The sequence below is a fragment of the Shewanella frigidimarina NCIMB 400 genome (assembly GCF_000014705.1).
Taxonomy (GTDB): Bacteria; Pseudomonadota; Gammaproteobacteria; order Enterobacterales; family Shewanellaceae; genus Shewanella; species Shewanella frigidimarina.
The window spans coordinates 3,966,361-3,992,535 of sequence record NC_008345.1 but is presented as its reverse complement, the minus strand read 5'-3'; the positions used below and the strand labels follow the sequence as shown (position 1 = coordinate 3,992,535).

24 protein-coding genes are annotated in these 26,175 nt (G+C 41.0%); 15 read left to right on the top strand and 9 right to left on the bottom strand.

Annotation, left to right across the window (positions count from 1 at the left end; genetic code table 11):
- Positions 1–151: 151 nt before the first annotated feature.
- Positions 152–619, bottom strand: a complete 468-nt coding sequence (locus SFRI_RS17250) for a chemotaxis protein CheX (protein ID WP_011638782.1) — start codon at positions 617–619, stop codon at positions 152–154.
- 697 nt (positions 620–1,316) lie between these two features.
- Here SFRI_RS17250 and SFRI_RS17245 point away from each other — a divergent pair.
- The 3 genes from SFRI_RS17245 to dusA all read left to right on the top strand — a co-directional run bounded on the left by SFRI_RS17245 (position 1,317) and on the right by dusA (position 3,999).
- Positions 1,317–1,712 (top strand): cupin domain-containing protein, encoded by a 396-nt coding sequence (locus tag SFRI_RS17245; protein WP_011638781.1) that lies wholly within the window; start codon positions 1,317–1,319, stop codon positions 1,710–1,712.
- A gap of 247 nt (positions 1,713–1,959) precedes the next feature.
- The gene (locus tag SFRI_RS17240) at positions 1,960–2,481 is read left to right on the top strand and encodes a hypothetical protein (RefSeq protein WP_011638780.1); all 522 of its coding nucleotides are present in this window, start codon (positions 1,960–1,962) and stop codon (positions 2,479–2,481) included.
- A gap of 468 nt (positions 2,482–2,949) precedes the next feature.
- Entirely contained in the window at positions 2,950–3,999 is a 1,050-nt protein-coding gene (gene dusA / locus SFRI_RS17235) for a tRNA dihydrouridine(20/20a) synthase DusA (RefSeq protein WP_011638779.1), read from the top strand.
- 210 nt (positions 4,000–4,209) lie between these two features.
- On the opposite strand, the gene SFRI_RS21325 is transcribed toward dusA, so the two are convergent.
- Positions 4,210–5,438, bottom strand: a protein-coding gene (locus SFRI_RS21325; RefSeq protein WP_086019775.1) for an IS3-like element ISShfr4 family transposase whose coding sequence is annotated in 2 segments (ribosomal slippage) — positions 4,210–5,087 and positions 5,087–5,438 — 1,230 coding nt in all. Because the reading frame shifts where the segments join, the coding sequence is not laid out codon by codon here.
- Between the two features lie 560 nt (positions 5,439–5,998).
- Between SFRI_RS21325 and SFRI_RS17220 the strand changes: the two genes are divergently transcribed.
- Positions 5,999–6,304, top strand: a complete 306-nt coding sequence (locus SFRI_RS17220; RefSeq protein WP_011638777.1) for a hypothetical protein — start codon at positions 5,999–6,001, stop codon at positions 6,302–6,304.
- 181 nt (positions 6,305–6,485) lie between these two features.
- Positions 6,486–6,686, top strand: coding sequence for a PspC domain-containing protein (locus SFRI_RS17215; protein WP_011638776.1), 201 nt, complete (start codon positions 6,486–6,488; stop codon positions 6,684–6,686).
- A 70-nt stretch (positions 6,687–6,756) separates the two neighbouring features.
- On the opposite strand, the gene SFRI_RS17210 is transcribed toward SFRI_RS17215, so the two are convergent.
- Positions 6,757–7,494 carry an enoyl-CoA hydratase-related protein gene (locus SFRI_RS17210; RefSeq protein WP_011638775.1) on the bottom strand — a complete coding sequence of 246 codons (738 nt, stop codon included), beginning with the start codon at positions 7,492–7,494 and terminating at the stop codon, positions 6,757–6,759.
- A gap of 35 nt (positions 7,495–7,529) precedes the next feature.
- On the opposite strand from SFRI_RS17210, the gene SFRI_RS17205 reads away from it, so the two are divergent.
- From SFRI_RS17205 to SFRI_RS17195, 3 genes are read left to right on the top strand one after another with little or no spacing between them, the layout of a single operon-like run.
- Positions 7,530–8,018: a copper chaperone PCu(A)C gene (locus SFRI_RS17205; RefSeq protein ID WP_011638774.1), complete on the top strand. Its 489-nt coding sequence runs from the start codon at positions 7,530–7,532 to the stop codon at positions 8,016–8,018.
- 12 nt (positions 8,019–8,030) lie between these two features.
- On the top strand, positions 8,031–9,002 hold the full coding sequence (locus SFRI_RS17200; protein ID WP_011638773.1) for a DUF2333 family protein: 972 nt from the start codon (positions 8,031–8,033) through the stop codon (positions 9,000–9,002).
- Between the two features lie 2 nt (positions 9,003–9,004).
- Complete coding sequence (locus tag SFRI_RS17195; protein WP_011638772.1) at positions 9,005–9,739, top strand: TIGR04219 family outer membrane beta-barrel protein; 735 nt, start codon at positions 9,005–9,007, stop codon at positions 9,737–9,739.
- 124 nt (positions 9,740–9,863) lie between these two features.
- Here SFRI_RS17195 and tolC read toward each other — a convergent pair whose 3' ends face one another.
- On the bottom strand, positions 9,864–11,159 hold the full coding sequence (gene tolC, locus SFRI_RS17190; RefSeq protein WP_011638771.1) for an outer membrane channel protein TolC: 1,296 nt from the start codon (positions 11,157–11,159) through the stop codon (positions 9,864–9,866).
- 425 nt (positions 11,160–11,584) lie between these two features.
- Between tolC and nudF the strand changes: the two genes are divergently transcribed.
- The 7 genes from nudF to parC all read left to right on the top strand — a co-directional run bounded on the left by nudF (position 11,585) and on the right by parC (position 19,662).
- Positions 11,585–12,211 carry an ADP-ribose diphosphatase gene (gene nudF / locus SFRI_RS17185; RefSeq protein WP_011638770.1) on the top strand — a complete coding sequence of 209 codons (627 nt, stop codon included), beginning with the start codon at positions 11,585–11,587 and terminating at the stop codon, positions 12,209–12,211.
- A 39-nt stretch (positions 12,212–12,250) separates the two neighbouring features.
- Positions 12,251–12,688 (top strand): DUF1249 domain-containing protein, encoded by a 438-nt coding sequence (locus SFRI_RS17180; RefSeq protein ID WP_011638769.1) that lies wholly within the window; start codon positions 12,251–12,253, stop codon positions 12,686–12,688.
- A gap of 35 nt (positions 12,689–12,723) precedes the next feature.
- The gene (cpdA, locus tag SFRI_RS17175) at positions 12,724–13,563 is read left to right on the top strand and encodes a 3',5'-cyclic-AMP phosphodiesterase (protein WP_011638768.1); all 840 of its coding nucleotides are present in this window, start codon (positions 12,724–12,726) and stop codon (positions 13,561–13,563) included.
- A 64-nt stretch (positions 13,564–13,627) separates the two neighbouring features.
- Positions 13,628–14,200 carry a YqiA/YcfP family alpha/beta fold hydrolase gene (locus SFRI_RS17170; protein WP_011638767.1) on the top strand — a complete coding sequence of 191 codons (573 nt, stop codon included), beginning with the start codon at positions 13,628–13,630 and terminating at the stop codon, positions 14,198–14,200.
- Between the two features lie 70 nt (positions 14,201–14,270).
- The gene (gene parE, locus SFRI_RS17165; RefSeq protein ID WP_011638766.1) at positions 14,271–16,157 is read left to right on the top strand and encodes a DNA topoisomerase IV subunit B; all 1,887 of its coding nucleotides are present in this window, start codon (positions 14,271–14,273) and stop codon (positions 16,155–16,157) included.
- Positions 16,158–16,211: 54 nt separating this feature from the next.
- Positions 16,212–17,366, top strand: a complete 1,155-nt coding sequence (locus tag SFRI_RS17160; RefSeq protein ID WP_041413208.1) for a PQQ-dependent sugar dehydrogenase — start codon at positions 16,212–16,214, stop codon at positions 17,364–17,366.
- Positions 17,359–19,662 (top strand): DNA topoisomerase IV subunit A, encoded by a 2,304-nt coding sequence (gene parC, locus SFRI_RS17155; RefSeq protein ID WP_011638764.1) that lies wholly within the window; start codon positions 17,359–17,361, stop codon positions 19,660–19,662. Before SFRI_RS17160 ends, parC begins: the two co-directional genes overlap by 8 nt.
- A gap of 93 nt (positions 19,663–19,755) precedes the next feature.
- Here parC and SFRI_RS17150 read toward each other — a convergent pair whose 3' ends face one another.
- From SFRI_RS17150 to SFRI_RS17130, 5 genes are all read right to left on the bottom strand, one after another.
- Entirely contained in the window at positions 19,756–19,947 is a 192-nt protein-coding gene (locus SFRI_RS17150; protein ID WP_011638763.1) for a bacterioferritin-associated ferredoxin, read from the bottom strand.
- A gap of 354 nt (positions 19,948–20,301) precedes the next feature.
- Complete coding sequence (locus tag SFRI_RS17145; RefSeq protein WP_011638762.1) at positions 20,302–21,255, bottom strand: D-2-hydroxyacid dehydrogenase; 954 nt, start codon at positions 21,253–21,255, stop codon at positions 20,302–20,304.
- Positions 21,256–21,288: 33 nt separating this feature from the next.
- Positions 21,289–22,023, bottom strand: coding sequence for a glycerophosphodiester phosphodiesterase (locus SFRI_RS17140; RefSeq protein WP_011638761.1), 735 nt, complete (start codon positions 22,021–22,023; stop codon positions 21,289–21,291).
- Positions 22,024–22,047: 24 nt separating this feature from the next.
- Positions 22,048–25,284 carry a mechanosensitive ion channel domain-containing protein gene (locus SFRI_RS17135; protein ID WP_011638760.1) on the bottom strand — a complete coding sequence of 1,079 codons (3,237 nt, stop codon included), beginning with the start codon at positions 25,282–25,284 and terminating at the stop codon, positions 22,048–22,050.
- 18 nt (positions 25,285–25,302) lie between these two features.
- Positions 25,303–26,175, bottom strand: a complete 873-nt coding sequence (locus SFRI_RS17130; RefSeq protein WP_011638759.1) for a DMT family transporter — start codon at positions 26,173–26,175, stop codon at positions 25,303–25,305.

Here is a 26,175-nt window from a genome sequence, read left to right as displayed (position 1 = left end):
AAACAATGCCCAATACGTAGATAACGTGTTGGGCATTGTTGTTTTAGATGCTTTTTTTAGGAGCTGTAGTTTTGAGGCTCTGTTGTTTTTAAGAATTGGGTGCCAGTGTTAGATTCAGTTTTTCACTTTGGCGTTAACTTCTAATGTTCGATTAAGAGTCTTCAAAACAAATTTCAATAAAAGCGTTACCGAATTCGTGGCTAAAAGGCATCATGATTTTTTTACCACGCGCTTTATGAGAAATAGTATGGTTTTTACCAGATACAACAGCCGGTGTCGCCATATCAAAGTCGTAACCTTTTTCACTGAGTAAGTTTTTAGCGCCGCCAGTCACCATATTCGTAATTTCACCGACTAAATCAGTCACCTCATCATTAATAAACTCAGGCTTTTCACCAAGCATTTTATTCATAATTTCAAGAATAAGCGGTTGCTCGAAGGTAATCGACAATGAGCCACGAGTTTTAGGTCCTACCATACCAATCAAGCCTGATACGTCACCTTTTGCAAGGTCATGGTTTTTTAATTGTGGTTTACCTGGCTTAAGATCCATGGTTGCCATGGTTGAGATAACATTGATTAAAGACACAAGAAATGGGTTGATGAATTCAACGTTCATAGGCAAAGCAATCCTTCTACATTTAAAAGAGTGGCATAGTATAGAGAGAGGGCATAAAGAGTGCGTAACGTTACACGGCCCTGTCATTATAGTAGCTGACTAACACAAATACTGACTATATCAGCAAAGTGAAATACAGGTTTAAGCTTAGAGCACAAAAAAGAAATTGATAGTGACATTAATGGTAAAAATATTTCTATACCGTTATTTAGTGTAACAAAAGTCTAGAATGAGCAGTTAATTTACTATGGTCGGTTTAAAGCTACAAGGGCTGAGCTGAGCATCAATTGTTTAAGCCGCCGACTAAAGTTGTTTCTAGCTTGGAGCTAATATTGATTTCCCATGCACTTAAAGTAATTAGCGCGACAATGAAGACTGCACGTTTTGAATATCAAACGATGATAAATTCTGTTAATACCACATCAAAGCGAGGCTCACTAGTTGATAAGCACAGCAACTGATACGCTCGAGTGCATCTTTTTCATCATGCTGATGTTTGATAGTTCATTATGTTAAGTTGTTGACTGTAATTGTAGTGTCTCAGCTTGGGATTTCTATTGGCTAATCATGTTTTTAAGGCTGTGTTGGCTTCTTGAAAAGTTAAGATGATTTAATCGCCTTACATCAATAAGATAGCAAATGTAGGATAAATCAATAACGCAATCACTAAACGTTATGTAGAACAAGGATCAAACAAGTGTCGAAATCTGTAGCAATCACAATAAACGATCAATTTTCACGAGTTGAGTTTCTGAAAGATAGAACGCCAGAAACCACTAATGAACAAGCGAAAAATGCTTTTGCGCTATTATCTGAATATCGAGACGGTGGAATATACATCGCTCATTATTCTGGTTTTAGTGAGTGGGAAAAGCATCCAAAAGGTGACGAGTTTGTTCAGGTTTTAGGGGGAGAAACTACATTGGTTCTTTTAGTTGAAAACGTAGAGCAACGTAACCTTTTATCGACGGGGAAAATGCTGGTTATCCCCAAAGATGTTTGGCATCGTTTTGAATCACCAGAAGGTGTTAAAGTCATGACAATAACGCCGCAACCAACAGAACATAGTATCGAGCAGCCAAACGGTATATAACAAGTGAAAATAGGCTGCGTGAAGCCGTATTAAGTACCCAGTATCGCGAGTTGTCCGATTTGGTGAAGCAAAAATGCTGTCGTGCAAAGTGCCGTTGTGAAAAGTGGTAAGAAGATAAACCTTCGTTGACTCTGCTTTTTGCTCCTTAAACTATTGTTGTTTAGATTTCATGAATTTTAATATTAATTTTATTTTGATGAAAAAACCTACCGTTGTACAATAAAAATAACTAAATAAGAGGTGTTCTATGGATGGAAAATCATTAATCGTTATTTTAATAATGGTGTCAGCTTCAGCTTCAGCTTCAGCTTCTGCAGAAGTATATAAGTGTGCGGATGGTAAGTATCAAGCAGACCCGTGCGACGACCAAAGTGAACCGTTAGATTTAAGTAATGTAGGTAGTGTGGTTGCACCATCAAGAGGTTACCCTGAAAACCTAACGAACGAGACAATAGATGCAAGGCAACAGGATAGTGCTGTTAATCCGCGTGATAAAAAAGCTGAAATCGCTCAATACTTACGTAAACAAAAAATTGAACGTGAAATTAGAAACCTCGAAAAAGCACGGAAAAAAGCGTTCAAAGATCGTGATGACAAAATTGAACAATTGCGTACAACTGGTAAGCGAGCTAACAATAATTTAGCGGGTGCAACTTGGCAGCAAAGTCTAGCGCAAGAAATGACTGCAGTTATGCAACAGGGCAGTACCGAAGTCGAATCTATTGACCGTCAAATATCTGCGCTTAAGTCTGAATTAAAACAACTGTAAACCAAATAAACTAATCAATAACCGTGGCTGCCAATAGCGAGTCTTTCTTTACGCGAATTAACTAATGCTACTTACGTGTATTATCAGCTTTATCATGTTTATGAATGCTATAAGACGCCATAATTTTGGTTCCCCACTTCCATTTGCCCAATGCATTATGGCTCCCTATGGGGGTCCCCCTAGTAACTAAAAACGTTTTAAAATGTGTGAAAAAACTCAAAAAGTGAGAAGCGTTAATTCAGTGAATACAACGTCAAAGCTAGCCATACCAACAAATATACTCTATCGCATCGTGATCTTTCCCTAAATCAGTAGACACTTGCTTCTCGATGATGGGTTAATGATATAATTAGCCATTACTTAGGGCAGCCCAGTTGTTTTAGCCTAATTTACGACTTCCTTACTGGCTCCTTGTGCAACAACGATTACCCAAAATGCAGCTAAAAAGGTGCATCAATACCGCAAATTATGAGTATAAAAAATTCAGTGAATACAACGCCAAAGCTAGTCATACCAACAGATACGCTTGATCGCACCTTTTCCATTGCGCCGATGCTGGATTGGACAGATCGCCACTATCGTTACTTTGCACGCCTTATGTCGAGTAAAGCCTTGTTGTATACCGAGATGATCACCACGGGTGCTATATTGCAAGGTAAGGGCGACTATTTAGCTTATAACGAGCAAGAGCATCCTGTGGCGTTACAGTTGGGTGGCTCTAATGCTGTTGATTTAGCGGCGTGTGCCAAATTGGCTGCTGAGCGCGGTTATGATGAAGTGAACCTCAATGTAGGGTGTCCGTCTGATAGAGTGCAGAATGGTCGCTTTGGTGCATGTTTAATGGCTGAACCTGCGTTAGTTGCGCAATGTGTTGATGCGATGAAGCAGGTAACTGATATTCCGATCACGGTAAAAACCCGTATTGGGATTGACGAGCAAGACAGTTATCAGTTTTTAACGGATTTTATTGAAACCGTGAGCGCCCAGGGCTGTAGTGCATTTACGATTCATGCGCGTAAAGCGTGGTTACAAGGGTTAAGTCCGAAAGAAAATCGTGAGATCCCGCCGTTAGATTATGATCGGGTTTACCAGTTAAAGCGTGATTATCAGCACTTGAACATTAGCATTAACGGTGGCATTAAAACCCTTGAAGAATCTAAGCTGCATTTAGCCCTGCTAGATGGCGTGATGGTGGGGCGTGAAGCTTATCAAAACCCTTATATATTGGCGCAAGTGGATCAGCAGTTGTGTGGACTCGATACAGCGGTTATTACTCGTCAGCAAGTCATTGAGCAAATGTTGCCGTATATTGAAGCTCATTTAGCCCAAGGTGGTCGTTTAAATCACATTACCCGCCATATGATTGGTTTATTCCAAGGATTGCCGGGTTCGCGTGGCTGGCGTCGTCATTTGAGTGAGAATGCTCATAAGCCTAATGCTGATATTGGGGTGGTGCTCAAAGCTGCTGAGTTTGTCGATGCAGAAGCATTGGCCAGTGACGAATCTACTTTGATATAATTCTTTCTATTAATAGGTTATATACAGAGGTTATATTCAGATGATTATGCCGCGAGGTCTTTCAATCGGATACGTTGTGAAATAAACGCCCAGGCGGTCATGTTGAAACCACTGTTAGCCTATAAAAAGCGCCTTTTATTAGGCGCTTTTTGATTTTCACTCCCTTGTAAAATCAGCTTGTCTAGTCCTAAAATAGGTTGACGGTTTTTATTAAGCCAGTTGGAACTCCCGACTGGCTTTTTCATGCACTTCGTTTGGGGTTTTCATTCCTAAACTAAGGTGCGGTCTTAACTCGTTATAAGTCCTAATCGATTCTTTGATGAGTATTGCCAGCTCCTTCATCGTACGACAGCGGTAAAGTAAAAACTCTTGCTTCAAAATACCATTCACTCGCTCAGCTAACGCATTCTGATAACAATCATACCCATCTGTCATCGATGGCCTTATCGCATTCGCAGCCAATTTATGTTGATATTCTGCTGAGCAGTACTGTATCCCTCTATCTGAATGATGAATGACATCAGTGGTTGTCTGACGATTCTTTATCGTCATCTCCAATGCTTTAACGACATCACTGGCTTTCATTTCATCACTTAATTCATAACCCATTATTTTTCTTGAATATGCATCTGTGACTAATGATAAATAGTGAGTTCCTTCGTCTGATTTTACGTAGGTTATGTCACTGACAAACACCTCTTCACCCCCCTTCACCACTCTGTCTTTGAGTAAGTTTGGGTGTTTTCTCAACCAATGATGGCTATGGGTTGTCTTGGTGTAATTCTTCCTAGGCTTTACTAACATATTGTGTTGTTTCAAATACCGAAATAGGCCGTCCCTACCTAGCTTTATGCCTTGTTTAAGTAACTGTGGCTTGATGAGTTGATAAAGCTTACGCGTACCCACTCTGGGCATGAACTGACGCCAATACATAACCATCGTCATCACCGGTTTTAACATGTCAGCTCTTGCTGCTAAGCGCTGCTTCCATTGATAAACAGCTTGTCTTGATAGGTTAAACTGCCGACTCGCTGTCGCTAGCTTTACAGTGCCTTTTTCTTTGGCAAGCCAGAGCGTTCGGCTAAGTACTTTTTTTCTAAATCAATACCGTACTCATTTTTAAGTAACTCGACCATATCGCCATAAATCATATTTTTCATTTCGAGATTGGAGACTTGTTTCTCTAATCGTTTGATTTTCTGGGCGGGTGTTTCTGTAGATTTGGACATAGGTGAATGCTCAATCGGCTGGGACCAATCTAATCTACCATGTTTTCGTAACCATGTTAGGACGGTACTTCTCCCTTGAATGCCATAATGGTCTTGAGCTTGCTTATACGTTAGCTCGCCTTTTTCTACTTGACTAACAACCGCTAATTTAAAGCCTAATGTGTAATCTCGTTGAGTACGTTTTATATTGATTGATACTGAAGGTTTCATAGATAAGTCTCCAATGTGTCAACTTATCTCAGGACGGGACAGCTCAAGAATCCATAAAGCCTGCTAGTCAGTAGTGGCTAATACAATTACCTATGATAAGACCTAGTCACTTTTTCTGATATTTTCTTAATTATTGACTCACCCATTATCTCAATTATTAACTCTTTCAGCGTGACGATTAGACCTCACATCTCACTCACCAACCATTAATCTCGCCGCTAATTCAACCACTAATCCAGTCACTTATTTAAGCTCTTATTGTGCTGTAGCATCTCAGTGTTGCGCTGATATTGGGTTATTTATGACGACTTTTTAGCCTTTCTAAATTACTTATGAAAATCACTGGTCATTTTCACTAACTATATGGTTAATTTTACTACCTGTTGGTTTTTTGAACGTATTTTTAGTTCAATTACATAAACTATAATTAATTTATTTTGTTTACAAATTAGGTTGTTATGGTTGTTTTTAAAAGTTGGCACGCAGCTTGTAATACCTATTGTGTAATCAACTAGACGGGTGTTTAGTTGCCATTAACCAACACAAGAAAGGATGCCATTATGTCTACATTAACTTCAACCAACGTGATTCGCCGTAGTGTTCAACTATCAATTGCAGCAGCATTATTGGTTACCGCCAGTGTTTCGGCACAAGCAGATGAAATTTCAATCTCTAATACAGTCGCTGCGCTAGAACAGAATATGACGCAAGCGAGCCAAGAGATGATTTCAAATGTAAAGCAAGAGTTAATGCTGTCGTTGCAAACCCAAATTGCTGAACAAGTTTTTGAAATTAATTCAGCTTTAGAGTTTGCTAGCTTTGAACAACCACAATTGAGTACCGCTGTAGCTGCCGAGAATAAGTAATGGATTGGGCGATGAATATAGGCTTGGTGCTGCCATTAATGTCGTTATTGTTATTGCCAGTTATCAGTTTTGCATTGTGTGCGATGTTAGTCAGCTGGCTGTTTTGGCCAAGCATTAATGACCAAGCTTAATCTTAACTCATTGCTTTTAGAATAAACCTTATTAAGTACGAGAGGATAATATGAACCGTTTAATCAATAGATTACAAGATGAAACTCGAATTGTATGTGGCGTATCTGCGAAGTTAGCGAAACAATATGGCTGGTCATTGCTTTGGACTCGTATTGTGACGGTAGGATTAGTGCTAACCAATCCAAGTATTAGTTTACTTGCGTACTTTGTGATTGCTGTGGTGATGAGCCAAAAAACATCACGATTTTAAGGCTTGCCCAGTGATGGGTAAGCGGGGGAAGTTTGATTACCCCGCAGACAGGTTACATTGAAATATGTGGTTATTTTTTTAAGAAAGCTTGGAAGCGTTGTTTTGCTTCGTCACTTTGTAAGCGCTCAGCAAACTCAACTAATTCTAATTTCATCTGAGCTTTAACTTCTGCCTGGTTATGACGTAAAAGCCGTTTTGATGCTTGCATAGATAATGGTGGCAGAGCTGCCAATTTTTTTGCTTGCGCTAGACTGAAGCTAATGAGCTCGTCTTGGGCAACTACGCGGTTAATAATAGTTAATTTTTCAGCCGTCTCTGCATCAAAGGCTTCGCCTAGTAAAATCAGTTCAGCTGCTTTTTGTTGGCCAACAATTAAGGGTAACAATATGCTTGAGGCTGCTTCTGGTACTAGCGCTAAATTGACAAATGGCATTTGGAATTTAGCCTTATTGTCGGCGTACACTAAGTCACAATGCAATAGTAAAGTTGTTCCTATTCCCACTGCTGCTCCGGTTACTGCTGCAACCACAGGCTTTTTAAGATCTAATAAACAAAACAAGAATTTAACGGTTGGATGATTATCATCTAACGCACCACTTTGCAGAAAATCGACGATATCATTGCCAGAGGTAAAACAGTTTTCGGTACCATGGAACAGAAAGGCACGAATATCATTGTCGGCTTCACCTTGGATCAGGTATTCTGTGAATTGCTGATACATTTCTAGATTAAAGGCATTGCGCTTTTCTGGACGATTAAAACTGATGATACGCACGCCTTGATCATCTCTTACCTGAATATGACTCATTCGTAGCTTCCTGTTGTGAACGCGAGTGGGATTACATGGAGTTTAAGACATTGAAAGCAATATTCAAACATCTGTTTAACTTTTTAGTGTTATCATCATTATCATTCGCAGCCACTGCTAACGTTGTCTTGGTCGATGGACATGTTAGAGCTATGCCTGCGAGTGTGCCCAATACCGCCGCTTATTTTACGTTAGAAAATCATAACAACAGTGATGTTAAGTTAGTTGAAGTGAAGACGAGTGTGGCAAAAGTAGCGCAGTTGCATACAATTTTAGAAGAAGATGGCATGGTTAAAATGCGTCAAGTCGAAGGGTTTACCATACCGTCTCACGGTTCGTTAACGCTTCAACCTACTGGCGACCATGTGATGTTGTTGTCGTTAACTGCGCCATTGGTTATTGATGACAAAGTGCCTTTAGAATTAATTTTTGAAGATGGTCAGCATCTTATGATTGAGCTTACTGTGCTTAAACAAGCCGCGGCTCAACATGATGAACATGCAGAACATCATCACCATCATTAAGGAGCAATATTGATGCAAGTAACAAGGAATAAAATTTTAGCCGTTTTTGGTGTGCTGGGTTTAGTACTTTACTTTGTTAGCGTGTGGTGGAGCGTTGAGCCGAATCCAATTAAGCCGGTATCGTCGCAAACTGATAACGGTAAGTTAATTGTGGGTTATGCCACAACAACAGCATTAATTGACACAATGGAAACCTTGCTGGATAAACCAGGTGGTTGGCTGTCTAATGATATTATGCCTCCGTCGGTAATGATGGATAACATGCCTGCATTTGAATTTGGTGCATTAGAACAAGTGCGTGATTTAGCACTGACTATGCGTAAAGAGTTTAGTCGTTCACAGTCGCAGTCTACTGCGGATACTGATTTATTAGGCGCTCATTCGAAGTTAAACATCGATAACACCAGTTGGTTAGTACCAAGTGCCGAAGGTGAATATCGTGATGCTATCAAATTATTGAAACTTTACCGTGCTAAAATCAACGACGCTGATAACAATAATGCTCAGTTTTATGCTCGTGCAGATAATCTCAATGAATGGCTTAAAGAAGTTCAGAAACGTTTAGGCAGTATGTCGCAACACTTATCTGCCAGTGTGGGCCAAGAACGATTAAATACTGATTTAGCAGGTGATTCGTCTGCGCGTCAATCTACACCTGGTTTATCAAGTAATGAAATTAAAACCAGCTGGTGGAAAATTGATGATGTATTTTATGAAAGCCGTGGTTCAGCTTGGGCATTATTGAATTTTATGCGGGCAATTGAAGTTGATTTTGCCGATGTGTTAGAAAAGAAAAACGCTGAGGTCAGTTTACGTCAAATTATTCGTGAACTTGAAGCAACTCAGCAAACAGTTTGGAGCCCTTTGGTTCTTAATGGAAATGGTTTTGGTTTAGTGGCTAATCACTCGTTGGTGATGGCTAATTATATTTCGCGTGCAAATGCCGCGGTAATTGATTTAACTAATTTACTCTCACAAGGATAATGATGAAAAAGACTCTTCTTGCCACAGCTGTAGTGGGCCTTTTAAGTGTGTCATCGGCTCATGCGGCAACTGTATTGGGTTTTAAAGTAGGCGCTGATTATTGGCAGGCAGACACCACAAATGCATTTAATGATGATAGTGGTGTTGCTCACAGCTTTAATGATGATTCTTCACAGGGTAGCTTGTGGATTGCTGTTGAGCATCCATTGCCGTTTGTGCCTAATGTTAAAATTCGTGAAAACCGTCTTGAGTCGAGCACGAGTCTTGCTAATGCCGACTTTAACTTTAACGGTCACAATTTTACTGGCGCAACATCGGTGACGAATGACTTAAGCAATACTGACTTTGTATTGTATTACGAAATTCTTGATAACGATTTAGTGTCAGTTGATTTAGGTGCGGCATACAAGTTAATGAGTGGCTCATTACGTGTTGCTGATGCGGGTCACCCAGAAGAAGTGGATATCGATAGTGGTATCGTGATGGGATACGCCAGTGCACAAGTTGGCATGATTGGCTTAGGCTTGTTTGGCTTTGCTGATGTGATGCTAGGCATCGATGAATCTAATGTATATGATTACGGTGCAGGTTTAGGATGGCAGTTTGACGGATTAGCTGTCGATACTTCTATCCGTGTTGGTTACCGCGAGTTTAATTTTGATGTAAGCAACTTCTCTGGTGTTTCTCAAAATACTGACTTTAGTGGTGCATTTGCTGGTGTTGAATTAGTTTTCTAATTCGGTATCGAGCTTAACGATTATGTGAATAATTGTTATGCCAATAAAAAACCGCCAACTGGCGGTTTTTTTGTGGGAGCTTATTTTTGTGTAAGCCTAGTGCCTAGTGCTTAGTGACTAGTGCTTATTGAGCAATTAGTCCGCTGTTAATCGAGATAACATCATCTTCGTTCAACGTACCAGCAGCCTGTTTAAGCGCTAATATAGAGTTAATATAACCATAACGAGCTTCAGATAATTGACGCTTTGAATCATACAAGTCACGTGTACGGTTTAGCACATCAACAATCGTACGCGTACCCACTTCAAAACCAGCTTGGGTTGCTTTTAGCGCACTTTCAGATGAAATAACTGATTGCTCATACGCTTTGATTGAACTGATAGACGCATTAACGTTGTTAAAGTTATTACGCACGTTTTTGGTTACGCTACGATGAGTTTGTTCTAGTTTCTCGCTAGCTTCCACATATCTGAATTGAGCTTGCTTCACTTGAGAAGTGACTTTAAAGCCTTCAAAAAGTGGAATGCTTAACGTGATGCCAACATTGGTGTTGTCATAATCTGGACCAGGAGTTTGATCAACGCCTTTGTTATAACCTGCATTGAAGTTCAGTGAAGGCATGTGGCCAGCTTTGTACAATTTAATGGTTTCATTGGCGATATCTTTAGCGATACGTTGAGTCATTAAATCGATGCTATTGGTTTCGGCCATTTTCAACCAGTCAGCAGATGATGCTGGGGCAGGTGTGCCAGCTGAAAAACGGTTAGTATCAAGAATATTTATTGATTTATGATCTATACCGGTAATTTCACGTAATGCTTCATAGCTATTGTCTAAGGTGTTTTGAGCCAAAATTTCTAATGCTGATGCTAAGTCATATTGCGCTTGAGCTTCATGTACATCAGTAATTGCGGTTAAGCCTACTGCAAAACGTTGCTTAGTTTGTTCAAGCTGACGTTCAATGGCGGCTTTTTCTGCACCTTGGAACTCGTAGTTATCTTTAGCTGTTAATACGTCAAAGTATGCTTTAGTAACGCGAGTGATTAACGCTTGTAATGATGAAGCATAAGTTGAGTCGGCCTGAGACGCTGCCATTTCAGCAAGATCTAAACCTACCCATGCACTATGATCGTAAATAACTTGAGTTAAGCTAACACCACCGGTTAAACCATCGGTGTCTTGTGCAGGATCGTTCCACGCTTTGGCATAACCAACGTTTGCACTGATGGTTGGCAATAACGGCGCACGGTTTTCTTCAATACTCTCGTATAACGCATCACGTTGTGCTTTTGCTTGTAAAACGATAGGGTCGCTAGTGAGTGCTTGCTGATAAATTTGAAGTAAATCGTCAGCTTGTACTGCTGGTGCTGCAATAGCAAATGCTAATGCTGCGTATAATGAACCAATTTTGAATTTCATTTGCTGCCCTTTTTAGACAATTCCTCGGTAAATTGAGGTGTTGATTAACTTATAAATTTGGTCATGCTCTTGGTTAAGTTAATGATTTATCATCATTCAATCTTAACGCGGCAATCAGTGTTAACTTACTTGTTCAATGAATATGCACAATAATTTACAGATGATAGTGTCGTTCAATGTCGACAATTCATTGGTCATTATATATTGCTAACAATATAGCAATGATGACACGTCGATTACTACATATTGTGCACTACTTAATAGTAGTGATTTTTTCATTTTCAAGTCAAATTTGAAGTGTAACAGATTTTATTTTAATTAGACCCGTTTTTGCTTTTTCAAGCCCAAATGCTTAGTTCTTAATTATGTTAATTTAAACTGTTAAAATGACCCGCTAGTTTACGTTTTGATAGACAAGGATAAATATGTCTGAGCAACCGGAGATAACAACCTTTGACGTAGAGTCAGGTTTTAGTTTGATATCTAAAAAAGTTTTGTATAAAGGTTTCTTCCAATTGGATGAATACACCTTTAAGCATAAGTTGTTTAAAGGCGGTTGGAGTGGTGAGGTTACGCGTGAGGTTTTTGAGCGAGGTCATGCGGTCGTCGTGCTGCCTTATGACCCGGTTCGAGATGAAATTGTATTAATCGAACAAATTAGGGTGCCAGCATTAGCAACTACTAAATCAATCTGGCTTCTTGAGTTAGTGGCAGGTATGATTGAGCCCGGCGAATTTCCAGAACAAGTTGCAGAGCGAGAACTGGCCGAAGAAGCGGGATTAAGTTTACTCGGTTTAACACCAATAAACAGTTACCTAGTCAGCCCTGGCGGCACTTCTGAACGTTTTCATTTGTTTTGGGGACATGTTGATACGACCAACGCGGGTGGAATACACGGACTTGAACATGAGCATGAAGATATTCGTGTGCATGTTGTTAGCCGTGAACAAGCCTATGAGTGGATTAATAATGGTCGCATTGATAATGCATCGACGGTATTAGGCATTCAATGGTTGATGCTAAACTATCAACAGATTCGTGACGCACTTTAGTTTATTGAACATGGTGATAAGCAAGATAGGAATGATTGAGTGGCAGAGTTTAACCTGAAAAAAAAGCAAAAATATCAACCGAATATCAGCGCATTTTTAGCGGTATGTGGTCGAAATTATGCGCATATTTTAAAATGGTTACCCGATCAAATTACGGTCAATGTGCCTTGGCAGGTTGAAGGTGAGTTTGGTCAGTTGTCGATCAATCTTCTTGAGAATACTAAATATACTCAGTTAATCGAAATATCGCGCCCTATACCAAATGGACATTTTTTTAAATCTCCAAACGCAATTGTTCGTGTCTATCATGATGCTCAATTAGCAGAAGTGTTAACTAGCCAACAGATTTATCGCTTAAAGCCAGTGTATGATTACCCGAATATACATATGCATCATAGCGATGAAAAATTTCAGGTGAATGCATTCCTTGAGGAGCTGTTGAAGATTGGGTCTCTGAGAGTGACTTGCCAATCGTAGCTTTTTTCTTCTTTTTACCATGTTAGGAATATTTTGTGCTTAAAGACGCAGTGCATTATTCTGTTGCTGAAAATGAGCCTGTGCGATTAGTACAAGTGACGGATCCGCATCTTTTTGCTGATCCCGAAGGTCAATTGCTTGGTGTTAATACGGCACAAAGTCTTCAAGCCGTATTGAATACGTTCATTGCAACTCAATATCCCGCCAATATTTTATTGGCAACGGGAGATATTAGCCAAGATTATTCACCTGAGTCTTATCAGCACTTTGTGCAGAAGATTGAGATGTTAGATCTGCCTTGTCATTATTTACCCGGAAACCACGATGACCCCCGCTTAATGAGCCTGCGTATGCAAGGTGAAAAAGTGTTTGGTCAACAACGGATAATTATTGGTAACTGGCTGATATTAATGCTCGACTCAACCGTTCGTGGTAAGCCCGGTGGCTATATGGGCGAGCAGCAGTTTGCCTTGATTGAAGCTGCAATTAAGGCGACACCAGATAAACATGTGTTATTAGTGATGCACCATAATCCTATTTTAATGCAGTGTGCTTGGTTAGATCAGCATTGCATGATGAATGGTGAAGACTTTTTGCAACGAACAAGTCGCTACCCGCAAGTGAAAGGCGTTCTTTGGGGGCATGTACACCAACAAGTAGATAATATCCATCGTGGACCGCATGGTCCTATTCCATTAATGGCGACACCCTCGACGTGTATTCAGTTTAAACCATTATCATCCTATTTTGCCTTAGATCATCGTCAACCGGGTTATCGTTTGCTGGAGTTGGCAGGCGATGGTAGCATTCGTACTAATGTGTATCGCGTGCCTGGAAATCGATTTGCACCAGATAATGAGGCCAGCGGATACTAGTTTAGCGCGTCATCTTATGTTACTAAGGGACGTTTAGTGTTGATTAACCGTCTCGCGAGGGAATATGCTGCTTTATATACATGGTTTTAATAGTTCTCCTCAGTCGGATAAAGCCGTTCAAACCGCACATTATATTCAGCAACATTATCCACAAGTCGATTTTTACCAACCACAACTACCTTCATCACCTTCAGTAGCAATGGCTTTATTGTGCAACATCGCTGAGCAAGCGAAACAGCAAGGGCAGACATTGCGTTTTATTGGCTCGTCATTAGGTGGCTATTTTGCCAGTTATTTAACCGAAACGTATGGTGGTAGAGCAGTTTTGATTAATCCGGCGGTAAAACCGTTCGAATTATTTGAAGAGTTTATCGGGCCTCAATATAATCCCTATACCAACGAGCATTATCAAGTTCTACCGCAGCATCAAGATGATGTTGCGTTGTATAATACTCATGTGATCCGGCACCCGGATCGTTTCCTAGTGCTGTTGCAAACTGGTGACGAAGTGTTAGATTATCGACAAGCATTACATAAGTACCATAGCTGTGAATTACATTTAGAGCCTAATGGCGACCACAGTTTTGTCGGTTATGAACAACAATTAGACAAAATATGTAAATTTATTCAGTTGTAACCTTCTACCGTTACAAACAACGATCAATTTGAGCTAACTTTGGCTCTATTTAACTCCAAATGTGTGGATTATGAGCAACCAATATACTTCTGACGCTATTGAGGTCCTTAATGGACTTGACCCGGTAAAACGCCGTCCAGGTATGTATACCGACACCTCTAGACCTAATCACCTTGGGCAAGAAGTCATTGATAACAGTGTTGATGAAGCTCTGGCGGGACATGCGACTAAAATTGAAGTTGTACTCCATACCGATAACTCCCTTGAAGTGACCGATGATGGCCGTGGTATGCCGGTGGATATTCACGCTGAAGAAGGCATTCCTGGGGTTGAACTTATTCTGACTAAATTGCACGCTGGTGGTAAGTTTTCTAATAAAAACTACCAGTTCTCGGGCGGTTTACACGGGGTTGGTATTTCTGTTGTTAACGCCTTATCCACCCGAGTTGAAATCAGTGTTCGTCGTGATGCGCAAATATACCAAATGGCCTTTGAGAATGGTTTCAAGGTTGAAGAGTTGGTGGTAACCGGTACTTGTGGACGACGTAATACCGGTACTAGAGTGCATTTCTGGCCCGATGTAAGTTATTTTGATTCACCTAATTTCTCGGTCAGTAAGTTAATTTACATCTTGCGAGCTAAAGCGGTATTGTGCCCTGGCTTACGGATTAAATTCACCAATAAACAAAATGGTGATGTGCATGAATGGTTTTATGAAAGTGGCTTAACCGATTACCTCAAAGAAGCGATAAAAGACTCGGTTTTATTGCCAGAAGAACCCTTTGTCGGCAGCTTTAAAGGCAAATTAGAAGCTGCTGAGTGGGCTATTACATGGTTGCCTGAAGGTGGCGAGAGTTTAAGTGAAAGCTATGTGAACTTAATTCCGACACCATTAGGTGGTACTCATGTGAATGGGTTTAGACAAGGTTTGCTTGAGTCTATGCGTGAGTTTTGTGAATTTCGTAATCTTGTTCCTCGGGGGATTAAATTATCGCCCGAAGATATTTGGGACCGTGCGGCGTTTATTTTATCGATAAAAATGCAAGACCCTCAATTTGCTGGGCAAACCAAAGAGAAATTATCGAGCCGTCAAAGCTCGGCATTTGTTTCTGGTATTGCTCGCGATGCCTTTTCGCTGTGGTTAAACTCCAATACTGAGCTAGCAGAGCAGTTAGCAGAACTGTGTATTGGTAATGCATTGCGCCGCTTAAAGGCCGCTAAAAAAGTCGCACGTAAAAAAGTCACCTCCGGACCGGCATTACCAGGCAAGCTAACCGATTGTAGCGGCCAAGATCCAATGCGAGGAGAGCTGTTTTTAGTAGAAGGTGATTCAGCTGGTGGTAGTGCCAAACAAGCACGAGACCGCGAGTTTCAAGCAATTATGCCGCTAAGAGGTAAGATTTTAAATACTTGGGAAGTCGATTCCGGACAAGTGTTAGCGTCGCAAGAGGTACATAATATTTCGATTGCGATTGGTTGCGATCCTGACAGTGATGATATTTCAGAATTACGTTATGGTAAAATTTGTATCTTAGCCGATGCGGATTCTGATGGATTGCATATTGCCACACTATTATGTGCGTTGTTTTTAAAGCATTATCGTGTATTAGTTAACAATGGTCATGTGTATATTGCTATGCCACCGTTATTTCGTATTGATATTGGTAAAGAGGTTTTTTACGCCCTGGATGAGGCTGAAAAAGTCGGCATTTTAGATCGTATTACGGCAGAAAATAAAAAAGGTAAAGTGCAAGTGACTCGCTTTAAAGGTCTGGGTGAAATGAACCCGTTGCAACTACGTGAAACCACTATGGATCCCAATACTAGACGCTTAGTGCAATTAACTATTGATGATGCCGATGAGACAGTGGCATTAATGGATATGTTACTTGCCAAAAAGCGTGCTCCTGATCGTAAAAGTTGGTTAGAAACCAAAGGTGACCTAGCGTTGCTTTAGTCGTGTTTCTTAGTGCCAATAATAATGTATAACATAAGGCAAAAGATAATTAGCATGCAATATATTAGATTACGATCTTACGTAAATTTGGGCGGTAAATTAGCCTTCATGGGGGTTATGTTTTTAGCCCTGACACCAGCTTTAGCCTTTGCCGCGCAATCGGTGATGATCACCGTTACAAAAGGTTTTGGATTAAGTTTATATGCTTCCGATTTAGGCGATATTAAGCAATTAACCGTTGGCGATGAGGGCACTCTTTTTGTGGGTTCTCAAAAAAGCGGCACTGTTTATGCGCTAGTTGATAGTGATCAAAACGGCCAAGTTGATAAACGTTATCTTATTGCCAGAGGCCTTGATTATCCTGAAGCACTAGCCTTTCATAATGGTTCACTATACGTCACCGAAGAAGATCGCATTATCCGTTTTGAAGAGATCGAGTCTCGCTTGCGTCGTCCTAGTCGAGCGCGTGAAGTGTATTCAAATTTACCAAGCTTAGATAAAAAGTATTCTCGTTCAATGCATTTTGGACCGGATGGGCGTTTATACATTGCCATCGGTTCACCTTGTAATGTGTGCGAGGCAGCTTCGCCATTTGGCAGTATATTAGCGATTAATGTCGATACCGGTGCCAGTGAGCAAGTTGCTTCTGGCCTTCGAAGTGTTATCGGCTTTGATTGGTCACCTGATACCAATAAGTTGTGGTTTGCCGATTTAGGCCGAGATTGGATGGGGGATAATATTCCCGCTGATGAGATAAACCGTTTAGACGTTAAAGGCAGCCATTTTGGTTTTCCTTATTTGCACGGTAAAGATGTTATTGAACCCGCCTATGATAAACCGGAAAATTTAAACATCACCTTGCCCGAATTTGAATTGCCAGCACATGTTGCAGCTACGGGTTTAAGCTTTTACCGAGGTGAGCAATTTCCTGAGCGTTATCGCAAAAATATTTTTGTGGCTGAAAACGGTTCGTGGAACCGTTCAAGTAAGGTCGGCTATCAAATTGTGATGCTTGAAATGGAAGATAACAAAATTATTAATCGTGAAACCGTGGTGAGTTTTCTGGATGGAGAATTTCCGGTTGCACGTCCATTTGATGTGATTAATGCGCCTGATGGTGCAATGTACATTTCAGATGATCTAAAAGGTAATATTTACCGCTTGTTTTATAATGCACCCGAACAATCACAGGAAACGAATAATGAGTGATGCGATTGAATTAAGCCTTGATGGTGTAGAGCAAATGCCGCTGAGGCGCTTTACCGAAGGGGCTTATTTAAATTATTCCATGTACGTGATTATGGATCGCGCCCTACCGCACATTGGTGATGGTCTAAAACCCGTCCAACGACGCATTATCTATGCAATGAGCGAGTTAGGTTTATCTGCGCAATCTAAGCACAAAAAATCAGCCCGTACTGTCGGTGACGTGTTAGGTAAATATCACCCGCATGGTGATAGTGCGTGTTACGAAGCGATGGTGTTAATGGCGCAGCCATTTTCCTATCGATATCCGCTGGTTGACGGCCAAGGTAACTGGGGCGCGCCAGATGATCCTAAGTCATTTGCTGCAATGCGTTATACCGAAGCTAGATTATCAAAGTTTTCTGAAGTGTTACTGTCGGAATTAGGACAGGGTACCGTAGATTGGAGCCCTAACTTTGATGGCACCATGAAAGAGCCTGTAACCTTACCAGCACGATTACCGCATATATTATTGAATGGTATTACCGGTATCGCGGTTGGCATGGCAACGGATATTCCGCCGCATAATGTGCATGAATTAGTGGGCGCCTGTATAGAGCTAATCGATAATCCTAAAGCGGATTTAGCACGCCTAATGGAGTTTGTTCCAGGCCCTGATTACCCAACAGAAGCCGAAATAATTACCCCTAGAGCTGATATTGAGCGGATTTATGATACGGGTAAAGGCTCAATCAGGGCGCGTGCAGTTTACAGTGAAGAGCAGGGCGAGATTGTTATTACTTCATTACCGCATCAAGCCAGTAGCGGTAAGATTTTAGAACAAATTGCCAATCAAATGCAGGCAAAAAAGTTGCCGATGGTGTCTGATTTACGTGATGAATCTGATCATGAAAACCCAGTGCGATTAGTGATTGTACCTCGTTCAAATCGCATTGATTGTGATCAGCTAATGACCCATTTATTTGCGACGACAGATCTTGAAAAAAGCTTCCGAGTTAACCTCAATGTGTTGGGGCTCGACGGCCGTCCGAAAGTAAAAGGGCTAAAACAACTGTTAACTGAGTGGTTAGAATTTCGCCTTACAACAGTCACTCGCCGCTTGCAATATCGACTTGATAAAGTATTAGCACGGTTACATATTTTAGAAGCATTAATGGTTGCGTTTTTAAACATTGATGAAGTGATCGAAATTATTCGTTATAACGACGAACCTAAAGCTGAGTTGATGGCTCGCTTTAACTTGTCGGATAAACAAGCTGAATCAATTTTAGAGTTAAAATTACGTCATTTAGCCAAGCTTGAAGAATTTAAAATTAAAGGTGAGCAAGATGAGCTTGCGGCAGAACGTGACAAATTAGAGTTATTGTTAAGCTCTGAACGTCGCTTGAAAACCTTAGTGAAAAAAGAATTGATCCAAGATGGTGAGACTTATGGTGATAATCGTCGTTCGCCTATTATTGAACGTGTAGATGCCAAAGCGCTGACTGAGCAAGAGTTAACGCCAACAGAGTCTGTCACTGTTGTATTGTCTGATAAAGGCTGGGTACGTTGCGCTAAAGGCCATGATGTCGATGTAGAAGGGTTATCGTATAAGTCTGGTGACAGTTATCTTTGTAGCGTGATGGGCAAGAGTAACCAAGCCGCGGTGTTTATTGATTCGACTGGACGTGCATTTGCCACCGACAGCCATACGTTGCCTTCAGCGCGAAGCCAAGGCGAGCCTATCACCACACGCTTTAATATGGCACCTGGCGCGACGATGCAACATGTGCTCATGGGCGAAGATGAACAGTTCTTCTTGTTGGCTACCGATGCTGGTTATGGCTTTATTTGTGCTTATCCAGATTTGGTTAGCCGTAATAAAGCCGGTAAGGCACTACTCAGTCTGCCAACCAATGCGCTTGCTATGCAGCCAAAGTTAATCAATAAAACGGCAGATCAGTCGTTGTTAGCGATTACCTCTGAAGGCCGAATGTTGATGTTTAGTTTAGATGCCTTGCCACAGTTATCAAAAGGTAAAGGCAACAAGATTATCGGTATTCCAACCGATCGCGCTAAGAATCGTGAAGAGTTACTTTTGCACTTAAATGTTGTGCCGCATAATACCGCAGTAACTTTGTGGGCTGGTAAGCGCAAGCTAACCTTGAAACCAAGCGATTTAGAGCACTATCGTGGTGAGCGTGGTCGTCGTGGTGCTAAGTTACCAAGAGGATTACAACGCGTAGACAGTGTTGATGTCGAAATGGGACCATTGGCAGAAGACGGCTTGCAAGACGATAATCTGGATATACACGAGTAAGATTGTTGGATTGTAGAATAAAAAAATGCTGCTCATATGTCATATGAGCAGCATTTTTTTATGGAAGCAGAGTCGACTTATATATTAATGCGACTAGGCAACTTCATAGAAATTAGGTTCGTACTCAAGCTGTGTTTGAATGATTTGACTAGCCATGCGGGCACATTTGCCGCATTGGTCTGCAACGCCAAGACGTTTCTTTACATCAGCTAACGAACTGTCACCTAAGCTAACAGCAGCTTTAATTTGAGTGTCGGTAATAGCATGACAAAGACAAACGAACATAGGGAAAGCCTCTTCATTCAAAAAAATGGTCTGAGCTAGAAAGTAATCTAATTCTAAATGAAAACGGTTATCATTGGCAATAACTATTTTGCTTATGTAGCGATCATTTTTAATACAGTTTGATCTAGCTCATCTTTTTCCGATAAATCAACTCCGCGATATTAGTGCAGGTATAAACACATTTGTAGTTAACTTATTGATATTGCTAAATTTAGCTTGGTGGGTACAACAATTTGTGAAAGCGGTTAATATTAGGTGTTAGCCGGATCAGATTAAGTGCATTTTTGATGCTGTACACCAAAGTGATCAAAACCCTCTTGAACCATATCTGTGAATATTAAGTTGATTACAGCTTTAGTAACCTTGGTTAACGTCGACCACATACTGTAATGGTTTGGATTGTTGCCATAGCTGATAGTTGTGACTGAATACCTGTATTACTTGCTCAGGGAAGCTTGGTGCAGCGATATGCGGTGTAATAGTGACGTTATCATAATGCCATAGTGGATGATCAGCAGGAAAGGGCTCTTGTTCAAATACATCTAATATGGCTTGGCGTTGTGGCTGTAAGGTTAATTCAGCTTGCAGCGCTTCTAATTCAATAGTGCTACCTCGGCCAATATTAAATAACATGGCATCTGCTTTTAATAACGTAAGATTAGCCGCATTTAAAATGTGTTTGGTTTGAGGTGTACTGGGTAATACGCTAACAATCACATCTGCTAGCGGTAAATAGTCGGCTAATTTATCCATCGTGTCGATGCTATCAAATTCACTAACATGACCACCTTTTCGATTAAGCCCGCTGACGGTCATACCAAAATGATGAGCTGTTTTTGCAAGGTGCTGGGCGATAGATCCGGTGCCTAATATTAATAGTTGTGCTCCTTGTAAAGTACCATAACTACCCGCTAACCAACGCTGCTGTTGTTGCTGTTGAGTGTAAACATTATGGTGGCGATAATGGCTTAGCAGGTAACCAAAAACATATTCACTCATAAGCGGACCAAACACACCGCGAATATTAGTCAGTAAATAATCATGTGGTAACGACAGATGCATTAATGCATCGACACCAGCAAAGGTAGATTGTAACCAGTTGGGCGCCGGTACATGCGGCAATAATGAAGCGGCTAGATGAGGTTCTGCTAACCAAATATCGGTATCGCTAATATTGCCGCCAGTATAATGGTCTGAATCATCAACCATCAGATCGTCAACAATTTCGAGGTTCGGCAAGCAAAGCGTTGTTAATAGTTGCCTATATCGGTCATTTTCTCTGGTCAGTAATAACAGTTTATGTGCCACATTAACCTCATTGTCGAACGTTGGATAACTAGATTATTCAAACCAACCACTATAATCGGTTGTTATCGGCATCATTGCTGCTGCGATGGCTTTGTCTGGGTAATTACTGAATATACCGTCCACGCCCATCGCTTTTAACGCTTGAATATCTTGTGGATTATCAACCGTATAAACAAACACTTTGCCACCTCGCTGGTGAGCATCATCAACAATGGCTTGATTAATAAAACCAACATCAAGATTGATTGAATAGGCATTAAGTGTGGTCATTATTGTAGCTAAATCGAGCGGAATTCCAGCTAGTAATGGTGCGATCACCGCGTGCGGAAAAGACTGTTTTATCTGCGCCAAATAAGGATGGTTAAAGGATGATATTAACAGTTGTTCTGGGGTGAAATTAAGTTGCTCTAAGGCTTGAGGATATAACGCAATCAAGGGTTGTACACAGCCAATGCCTTTTAATTCGATGTTGATAGTACATGAGCCTTTGCTGCTAATACTGACTCGTTCGAGTACTTGCCACAATGTGGGGATTGCTTGTCCGCCAACCGTAAATTGAGCCAATGCAGCCTTGGTGGCTAAATGAATTAGCCCTGTTCCTGTTGATTTACCTTCTAAGCGGCGATCATGAAACACCACTAATTCACCTTCAACGCAATGCACATCCAGTTCAATGGCATTAACGCCTAAGTCGAGGGCTTTGTCCATTGCGGCTAAGGTGTTTTCGGGAGTATAACCGCTGGCGCCGCGGTGAGCAAAAACGAGCATAGGTGTCCTTAATCAATACTTAGCTTAGCCCTTGTATAATCCGGTGGATTCTTTAGGTGCATGATTAATATGAACTTCCATCTGAGGGTAGGCAAGTTCAACATTGTTGTCTTTTAATTTTTTACTAATACGCTTATGTAAATTATGGCGTAGTGGCCAACGATCAGACATGTCTTTTGCATACGAGCGTACTTCATAATCTTGTGTGTGTTGACCAAAACCCGCAAACCATACTTCGGGTTCTGGGCTGGTTAATGATAAGTCACATTCACGTACCGCTTGATGCAATAACATTTCGACTTTCGCTGGATCTGAATCACGAGACACCGATACCGTAACGATAACGCGGGTAATAGGATCTGATAAAGACCAGTTAACCAATTGTTCGGTGATAAAGGCTTTGTTAGGCACGATAATTTCTTTACGATCCCAATCGACAATCGTGGTTGCTCTAATCTGAATTTTACTGACGGTACCGGTGAGATCGCGGATCGTCACCGTGTCACCAATACGGATCGGTTTTTCAAATAGAATGATAATACCGGAAATAAAGTTGGCAAAAATCTCCTGGAGACCAAAACCTAAGCCCACTGATAATGCGGCAACTAACCACTGTAATTTTGACCATTCCATGCCCAAAGTTGAAAACCCGAACAGCATGCCAAAAAATACCACAAGGTAGCTACTCACAGTGGTAATAGCAAAACCTGTGCCTGGCGATAAATCGAGCCTTTGTAGAAGCATTAATTCAAGTAAACCAGGTAGATTCTTCGCAATAACGACCGAGAACCCGACCAACATGATGCCAAATAAAATAGACTTCAATGTAATGGGCACTTGCTGCTCAATACCATTTACATTGCTATTGGTGGTCCATAAGGTGATGCCATCTAAAAATGAGAATACCGCAGTATGTGTTTGCGCCAAAATGCCTAATAAGCTGGCAAAAAAAGCTAAAATTAAGATCGACCTGACTAAACCTAACGATTGGCTAGAGATGGTTTCTAAATCAACGACGGGTTCTTCGTAGGTTTCTATCGGCTCATTATTCATTTCGCCTCTTTCACGCTGTGCAAGTCGCTCTGCACGTTTTGCTTTGGCTCGGTCAAAAGCAATTAGGCGACGCTCGATTAACATCCAACGCTTAATGAGCTGATAGGTTAGTAAGAAACCTAAGCCTAACAGTACCGATATTTGTAGCTGTAATAGCAGCTGGAAAGCCGTGAAGTAGTAACCTATTCCCGCCAAGATAGCGCTAAATATTGGCGTGACAACTAGAAGTGCCCATACCGCTTTTTGAATCAACTCCATGTTAGTGGCGTTAGGCTTATTTTTACGATATTGGCCAATAAGTAACATGATATCTTTATACAGCAGGCATAATACAATACAGAAAACGATAAATGCACCGCGGCCAAGACTGTTGCGTACTAACGAAGTATCTAATGCTTCGGTAAAGCCCATTAAACCGATTAATGGTGCCGAAACCATGACAAATGAAGCCATGGTTTGTTGTGCTTGTTTTACAATTTTCTTGGGCCGTCTGAAGTGGCTGATCAAAATGCCTTTATCAACGGTTAATAAGTAAAAGAATTGGTAAATGAGATAACAGACACCAATGGCTAAGATGCCCACTCCAACGGCATACACCATATTTTGCTCTGATCGCGAGAATATAAACCCAGCCATGATCACTGGTAAGGGTTTTATTAGGGCATACACTAAGCTGATGATTAGGGTTTTTATGGTGTATTTGAATTTATCTTGAGTCACATTACCGACAAAAATTGCATAGCGTCCAATCGCTTTATTGAACTTAGGTGTCAGCATGTCTTGTGCCATTAAACAGCACAATAATAAAATACCCCACCAAGCCCAATAATTACTCTGTTCGGACCACGCTTGCTGTAATGACTGCCACTGACTTGGCTGCAGCAACCAAACGCTACTGTGGCTCAAATCAATTAGCCATAATGCGCCAATGCTAGGGGCGTTAGGTACCCAAAACAAATGCTCATTAAGAGTATTTTTTAATGTGTTGTGCAGTTGATTTAACTGTTCATAACCAATACGCAATTTTGCAAATTCAGCCAGGTATCGATCGTAGCTTTGCAATAGCTGCTCTATCAGTACTTGCTGTGATTGCAATAATTTGACTTGGGTTTCATTAAACATTTCGCTGTCATCGAGTTGCTGACTATTTAGCGCTTGTTGTTGTTCTAATTGGTAGCGCTCTAGCCGTGTGTCAGCTAACTCTGTTTGCAATTTGTCGAGATTGGGCGGTTTAGGCAATGATTGCAGCATTTGTAAGAAACGATCGCCGAATGCAGAATTGGTTTTAACCCAGGTAATTTGCTCAAGCACGTTTGATAGCTGTGCATTTTGAGATTGATAGCGTTTTTCAATGCGTTGTTGTTTCTCTATCGCAGATTTTATATTGCTAGTAAGTTTTTGTAATTGCTCTGCATAGTGCTGATTTAACTTACTTAAATCTTGAGATAATGGATCGGCCAGTTCTTGAGCATCAATTAAGTTGTTGGCTATGGTGTCTGCGGTTTGCTGCTGACGATACTCAATATTATGTTTGTTGATAAGCTCGATAAAGGTTTCTTGTTGGCTTAATGATAAGCGATTGAGCTGTTGTTGTAGTTGGGTAATCTCTAATTGCTTAGGATTAGCTAAACGTTCCGACTGCAAGGTCGCAATATGCTGCGTTAGCAGTTCTGCTTGAAGTTTGTTACGTTGGCCTAACGGAGTCTCAATTGGGACTTGGAGGGTTTTATTATGCTGAGTTAAGGCATTTTGTGCCTGAACTATTAAGTCTGGTAATAGTGTCTGACGTTGCGAAATTAGGCGCAACTTATCATTAAGGCTGGACTCAGTCTCTTTTAATTCCGATAAGTGAAAATAGGCCATTGAGGCTTGCTGATCAAGATCGATATCCGCATCTAGAGTCAATGCTATTTGCGCTTCGCGTAATTGCCCTGCTAGTGATAGTTTGGTTTCGTTGTTAGATTGTTCAATATTGGTATAGGTTTGCTGTTCTATTTGCAGCTTTTCAATGCTGCTTTGCAGTTCTGCAATTTGAGATGTGATATCAAGCGGCTGATTTTCGGCTTGGCTATTGAGCCCCAAGCGCTTATCTAGGGTTAGGGGAGTATTGGCAAATACAGAAACCGACAGTGTATTAACTATAAGGAAACACAAGAATAAACACGCTAAACGTAACATAATACTTTGCTCAGGTTGGAGTATGGCCATGGTAGCAAATTTGCGTGATTATGCTCTACTTTTTTGATGACTTTGTTGGGTTTCAAATAAAGCCGTTGCCACAATAATGGTTCCGCCGATAAGGGTTGGTGTTGTGAGTTGCTCGTCTAAAATCAACAATGCGAGCACTGCACCATAAAACGGCTGTAAACACGACACTAACCCCACCGTTTTCGCGCTTAAAAAACGCAGTGCTGTAGTAAATAACGCATGAGGTAAGGCGGTGAAAACGATGCCAAGTAACAGAATCAATCCCCAAGTGGTTTGGCTAATGTGCTGGGCCGCAACATCTTGCCATGGACTCAATAGAATTAAGGTTATCAGTGTTTGGTAAAACATAGCATGCGGACCGCTATATTGCGAAAATACTCGTTTATGAAGTAAATTTCTGCTGGTAAATAAAGCTGCTGAAATAATGACAACGATAATGCCTAAGGTGGTGTCATTATTCAGATTAGCCTCAGGGATCAGCATTATTACTCCTGCTAATACCGCGATAGCGGATATCACATCGACAGGTTTTAGCTGAGTTTTATTGATTAATGGTTCGATTAATACCGTCATGACCGGATAAGTAAAAAAAGCAATCATACCAATGGCGACAGATGACAACTGCATAGCCGCAAAATACGTTACCCAATGCAAACACACTAGAGTACCTAACGCTAAGGCCGCCCAATAATCTTGTTGGCGTTGTAACCTAAGTGGGCGTTTGGCCGCTTTGATAATTGCTGCGAGTACCATTGCGGCGATGATACAGCGCAAAAAGGTAATGTTAAGTGCGCTAAGGGGAATTAGTTTAGAAAATAAAGCCGTACCACCAAAGAGCAGTACGGCTAAATGTAACTCAACTAAGCCAGTGTGTGGTTTAGTTGGTGTCAT

Excerpts from the sequence above, each read along its gene's own strand:
- SFRI_RS17250 (WP_011638782.1), bottom strand. The coding sequence starts at position 619 with ATGAACGTTGAATTCATCAACCCATTTCTTGTGTCTTTAATCAATGTT.
- SFRI_RS17240 (WP_011638780.1), top strand. The coding sequence starts at position 1,960 with ATGGATGGAAAATCATTAATCGTTATTTTAATAATGGTGTCAGCTTCA.
- dusA (WP_011638779.1), top strand. The coding sequence starts at position 2,950 with ATGAGTATAAAAAATTCAGTGAATACAACGCCAAAGCTAGTCATACCA.
- SFRI_RS17220 (WP_011638777.1), top strand. The coding sequence starts at position 5,999 with ATGTCTACATTAACTTCAACCAACGTGATTCGCCGTAGTGTTCAACTA.
- SFRI_RS17215 (WP_011638776.1), top strand. The coding sequence starts at position 6,486 with ATGAACCGTTTAATCAATAGATTACAAGATGAAACTCGAATTGTATGT.
- SFRI_RS17210 (WP_011638775.1), bottom strand. The coding sequence starts at position 7,494 with ATGAGTCATATTCAGGTAAGAGATGATCAAGGCGTGCGTATCATCAGT.
- SFRI_RS17205 (WP_011638774.1), top strand. The coding sequence starts at position 7,530 with ATGGAGTTTAAGACATTGAAAGCAATATTCAAACATCTGTTTAACTTT.
- SFRI_RS17200 (WP_011638773.1), top strand. The coding sequence starts at position 8,031 with ATGCAAGTAACAAGGAATAAAATTTTAGCCGTTTTTGGTGTGCTGGGT.
- SFRI_RS17195 (WP_011638772.1), top strand. The coding sequence starts at position 9,005 with ATGAAAAAGACTCTTCTTGCCACAGCTGTAGTGGGCCTTTTAAGTGTG.
- tolC (WP_011638771.1), bottom strand. The coding sequence starts at position 11,159 with ATGAAATTCAAAATTGGTTCATTATACGCAGCATTAGCATTTGCTATT.
- nudF (WP_011638770.1), top strand. The coding sequence starts at position 11,585 with ATGTCTGAGCAACCGGAGATAACAACCTTTGACGTAGAGTCAGGTTTT.
- SFRI_RS17170 (WP_011638767.1), top strand. The coding sequence starts at position 13,628 with ATGCTGCTTTATATACATGGTTTTAATAGTTCTCCTCAGTCGGATAAA.
- parE (WP_011638766.1), top strand. The coding sequence starts at position 14,271 with ATGAGCAACCAATATACTTCTGACGCTATTGAGGTCCTTAATGGACTT.
- SFRI_RS17160 (WP_041413208.1), top strand. The coding sequence starts at position 16,212 with ATGCAATATATTAGATTACGATCTTACGTAAATTTGGGCGGTAAATTA.
- parC (WP_011638764.1), top strand. The coding sequence starts at position 17,359 with ATGAGTGATGCGATTGAATTAAGCCTTGATGGTGTAGAGCAAATGCCG.
- SFRI_RS17150 (WP_011638763.1), bottom strand. The coding sequence starts at position 19,947 with ATGTTCGTTTGTCTTTGTCATGCTATTACCGACACTCAAATTAAAGCT.
- SFRI_RS17140 (WP_011638761.1), bottom strand. The coding sequence starts at position 22,023 with ATGCTCGTTTTTGCTCACCGCGGCGCCAGCGGTTATACTCCCGAAAAC.
- SFRI_RS17135 (WP_011638760.1), bottom strand. The coding sequence starts at position 25,284 with ATGGCCATACTCCAACCTGAGCAAAGTATTATGTTACGTTTAGCGTGT.
- SFRI_RS17130 (WP_011638759.1), bottom strand. The coding sequence starts at position 26,175 with ATGACACCAACTAAACCACACACTGGCTTAGTTGAGTTACATTTAGCC.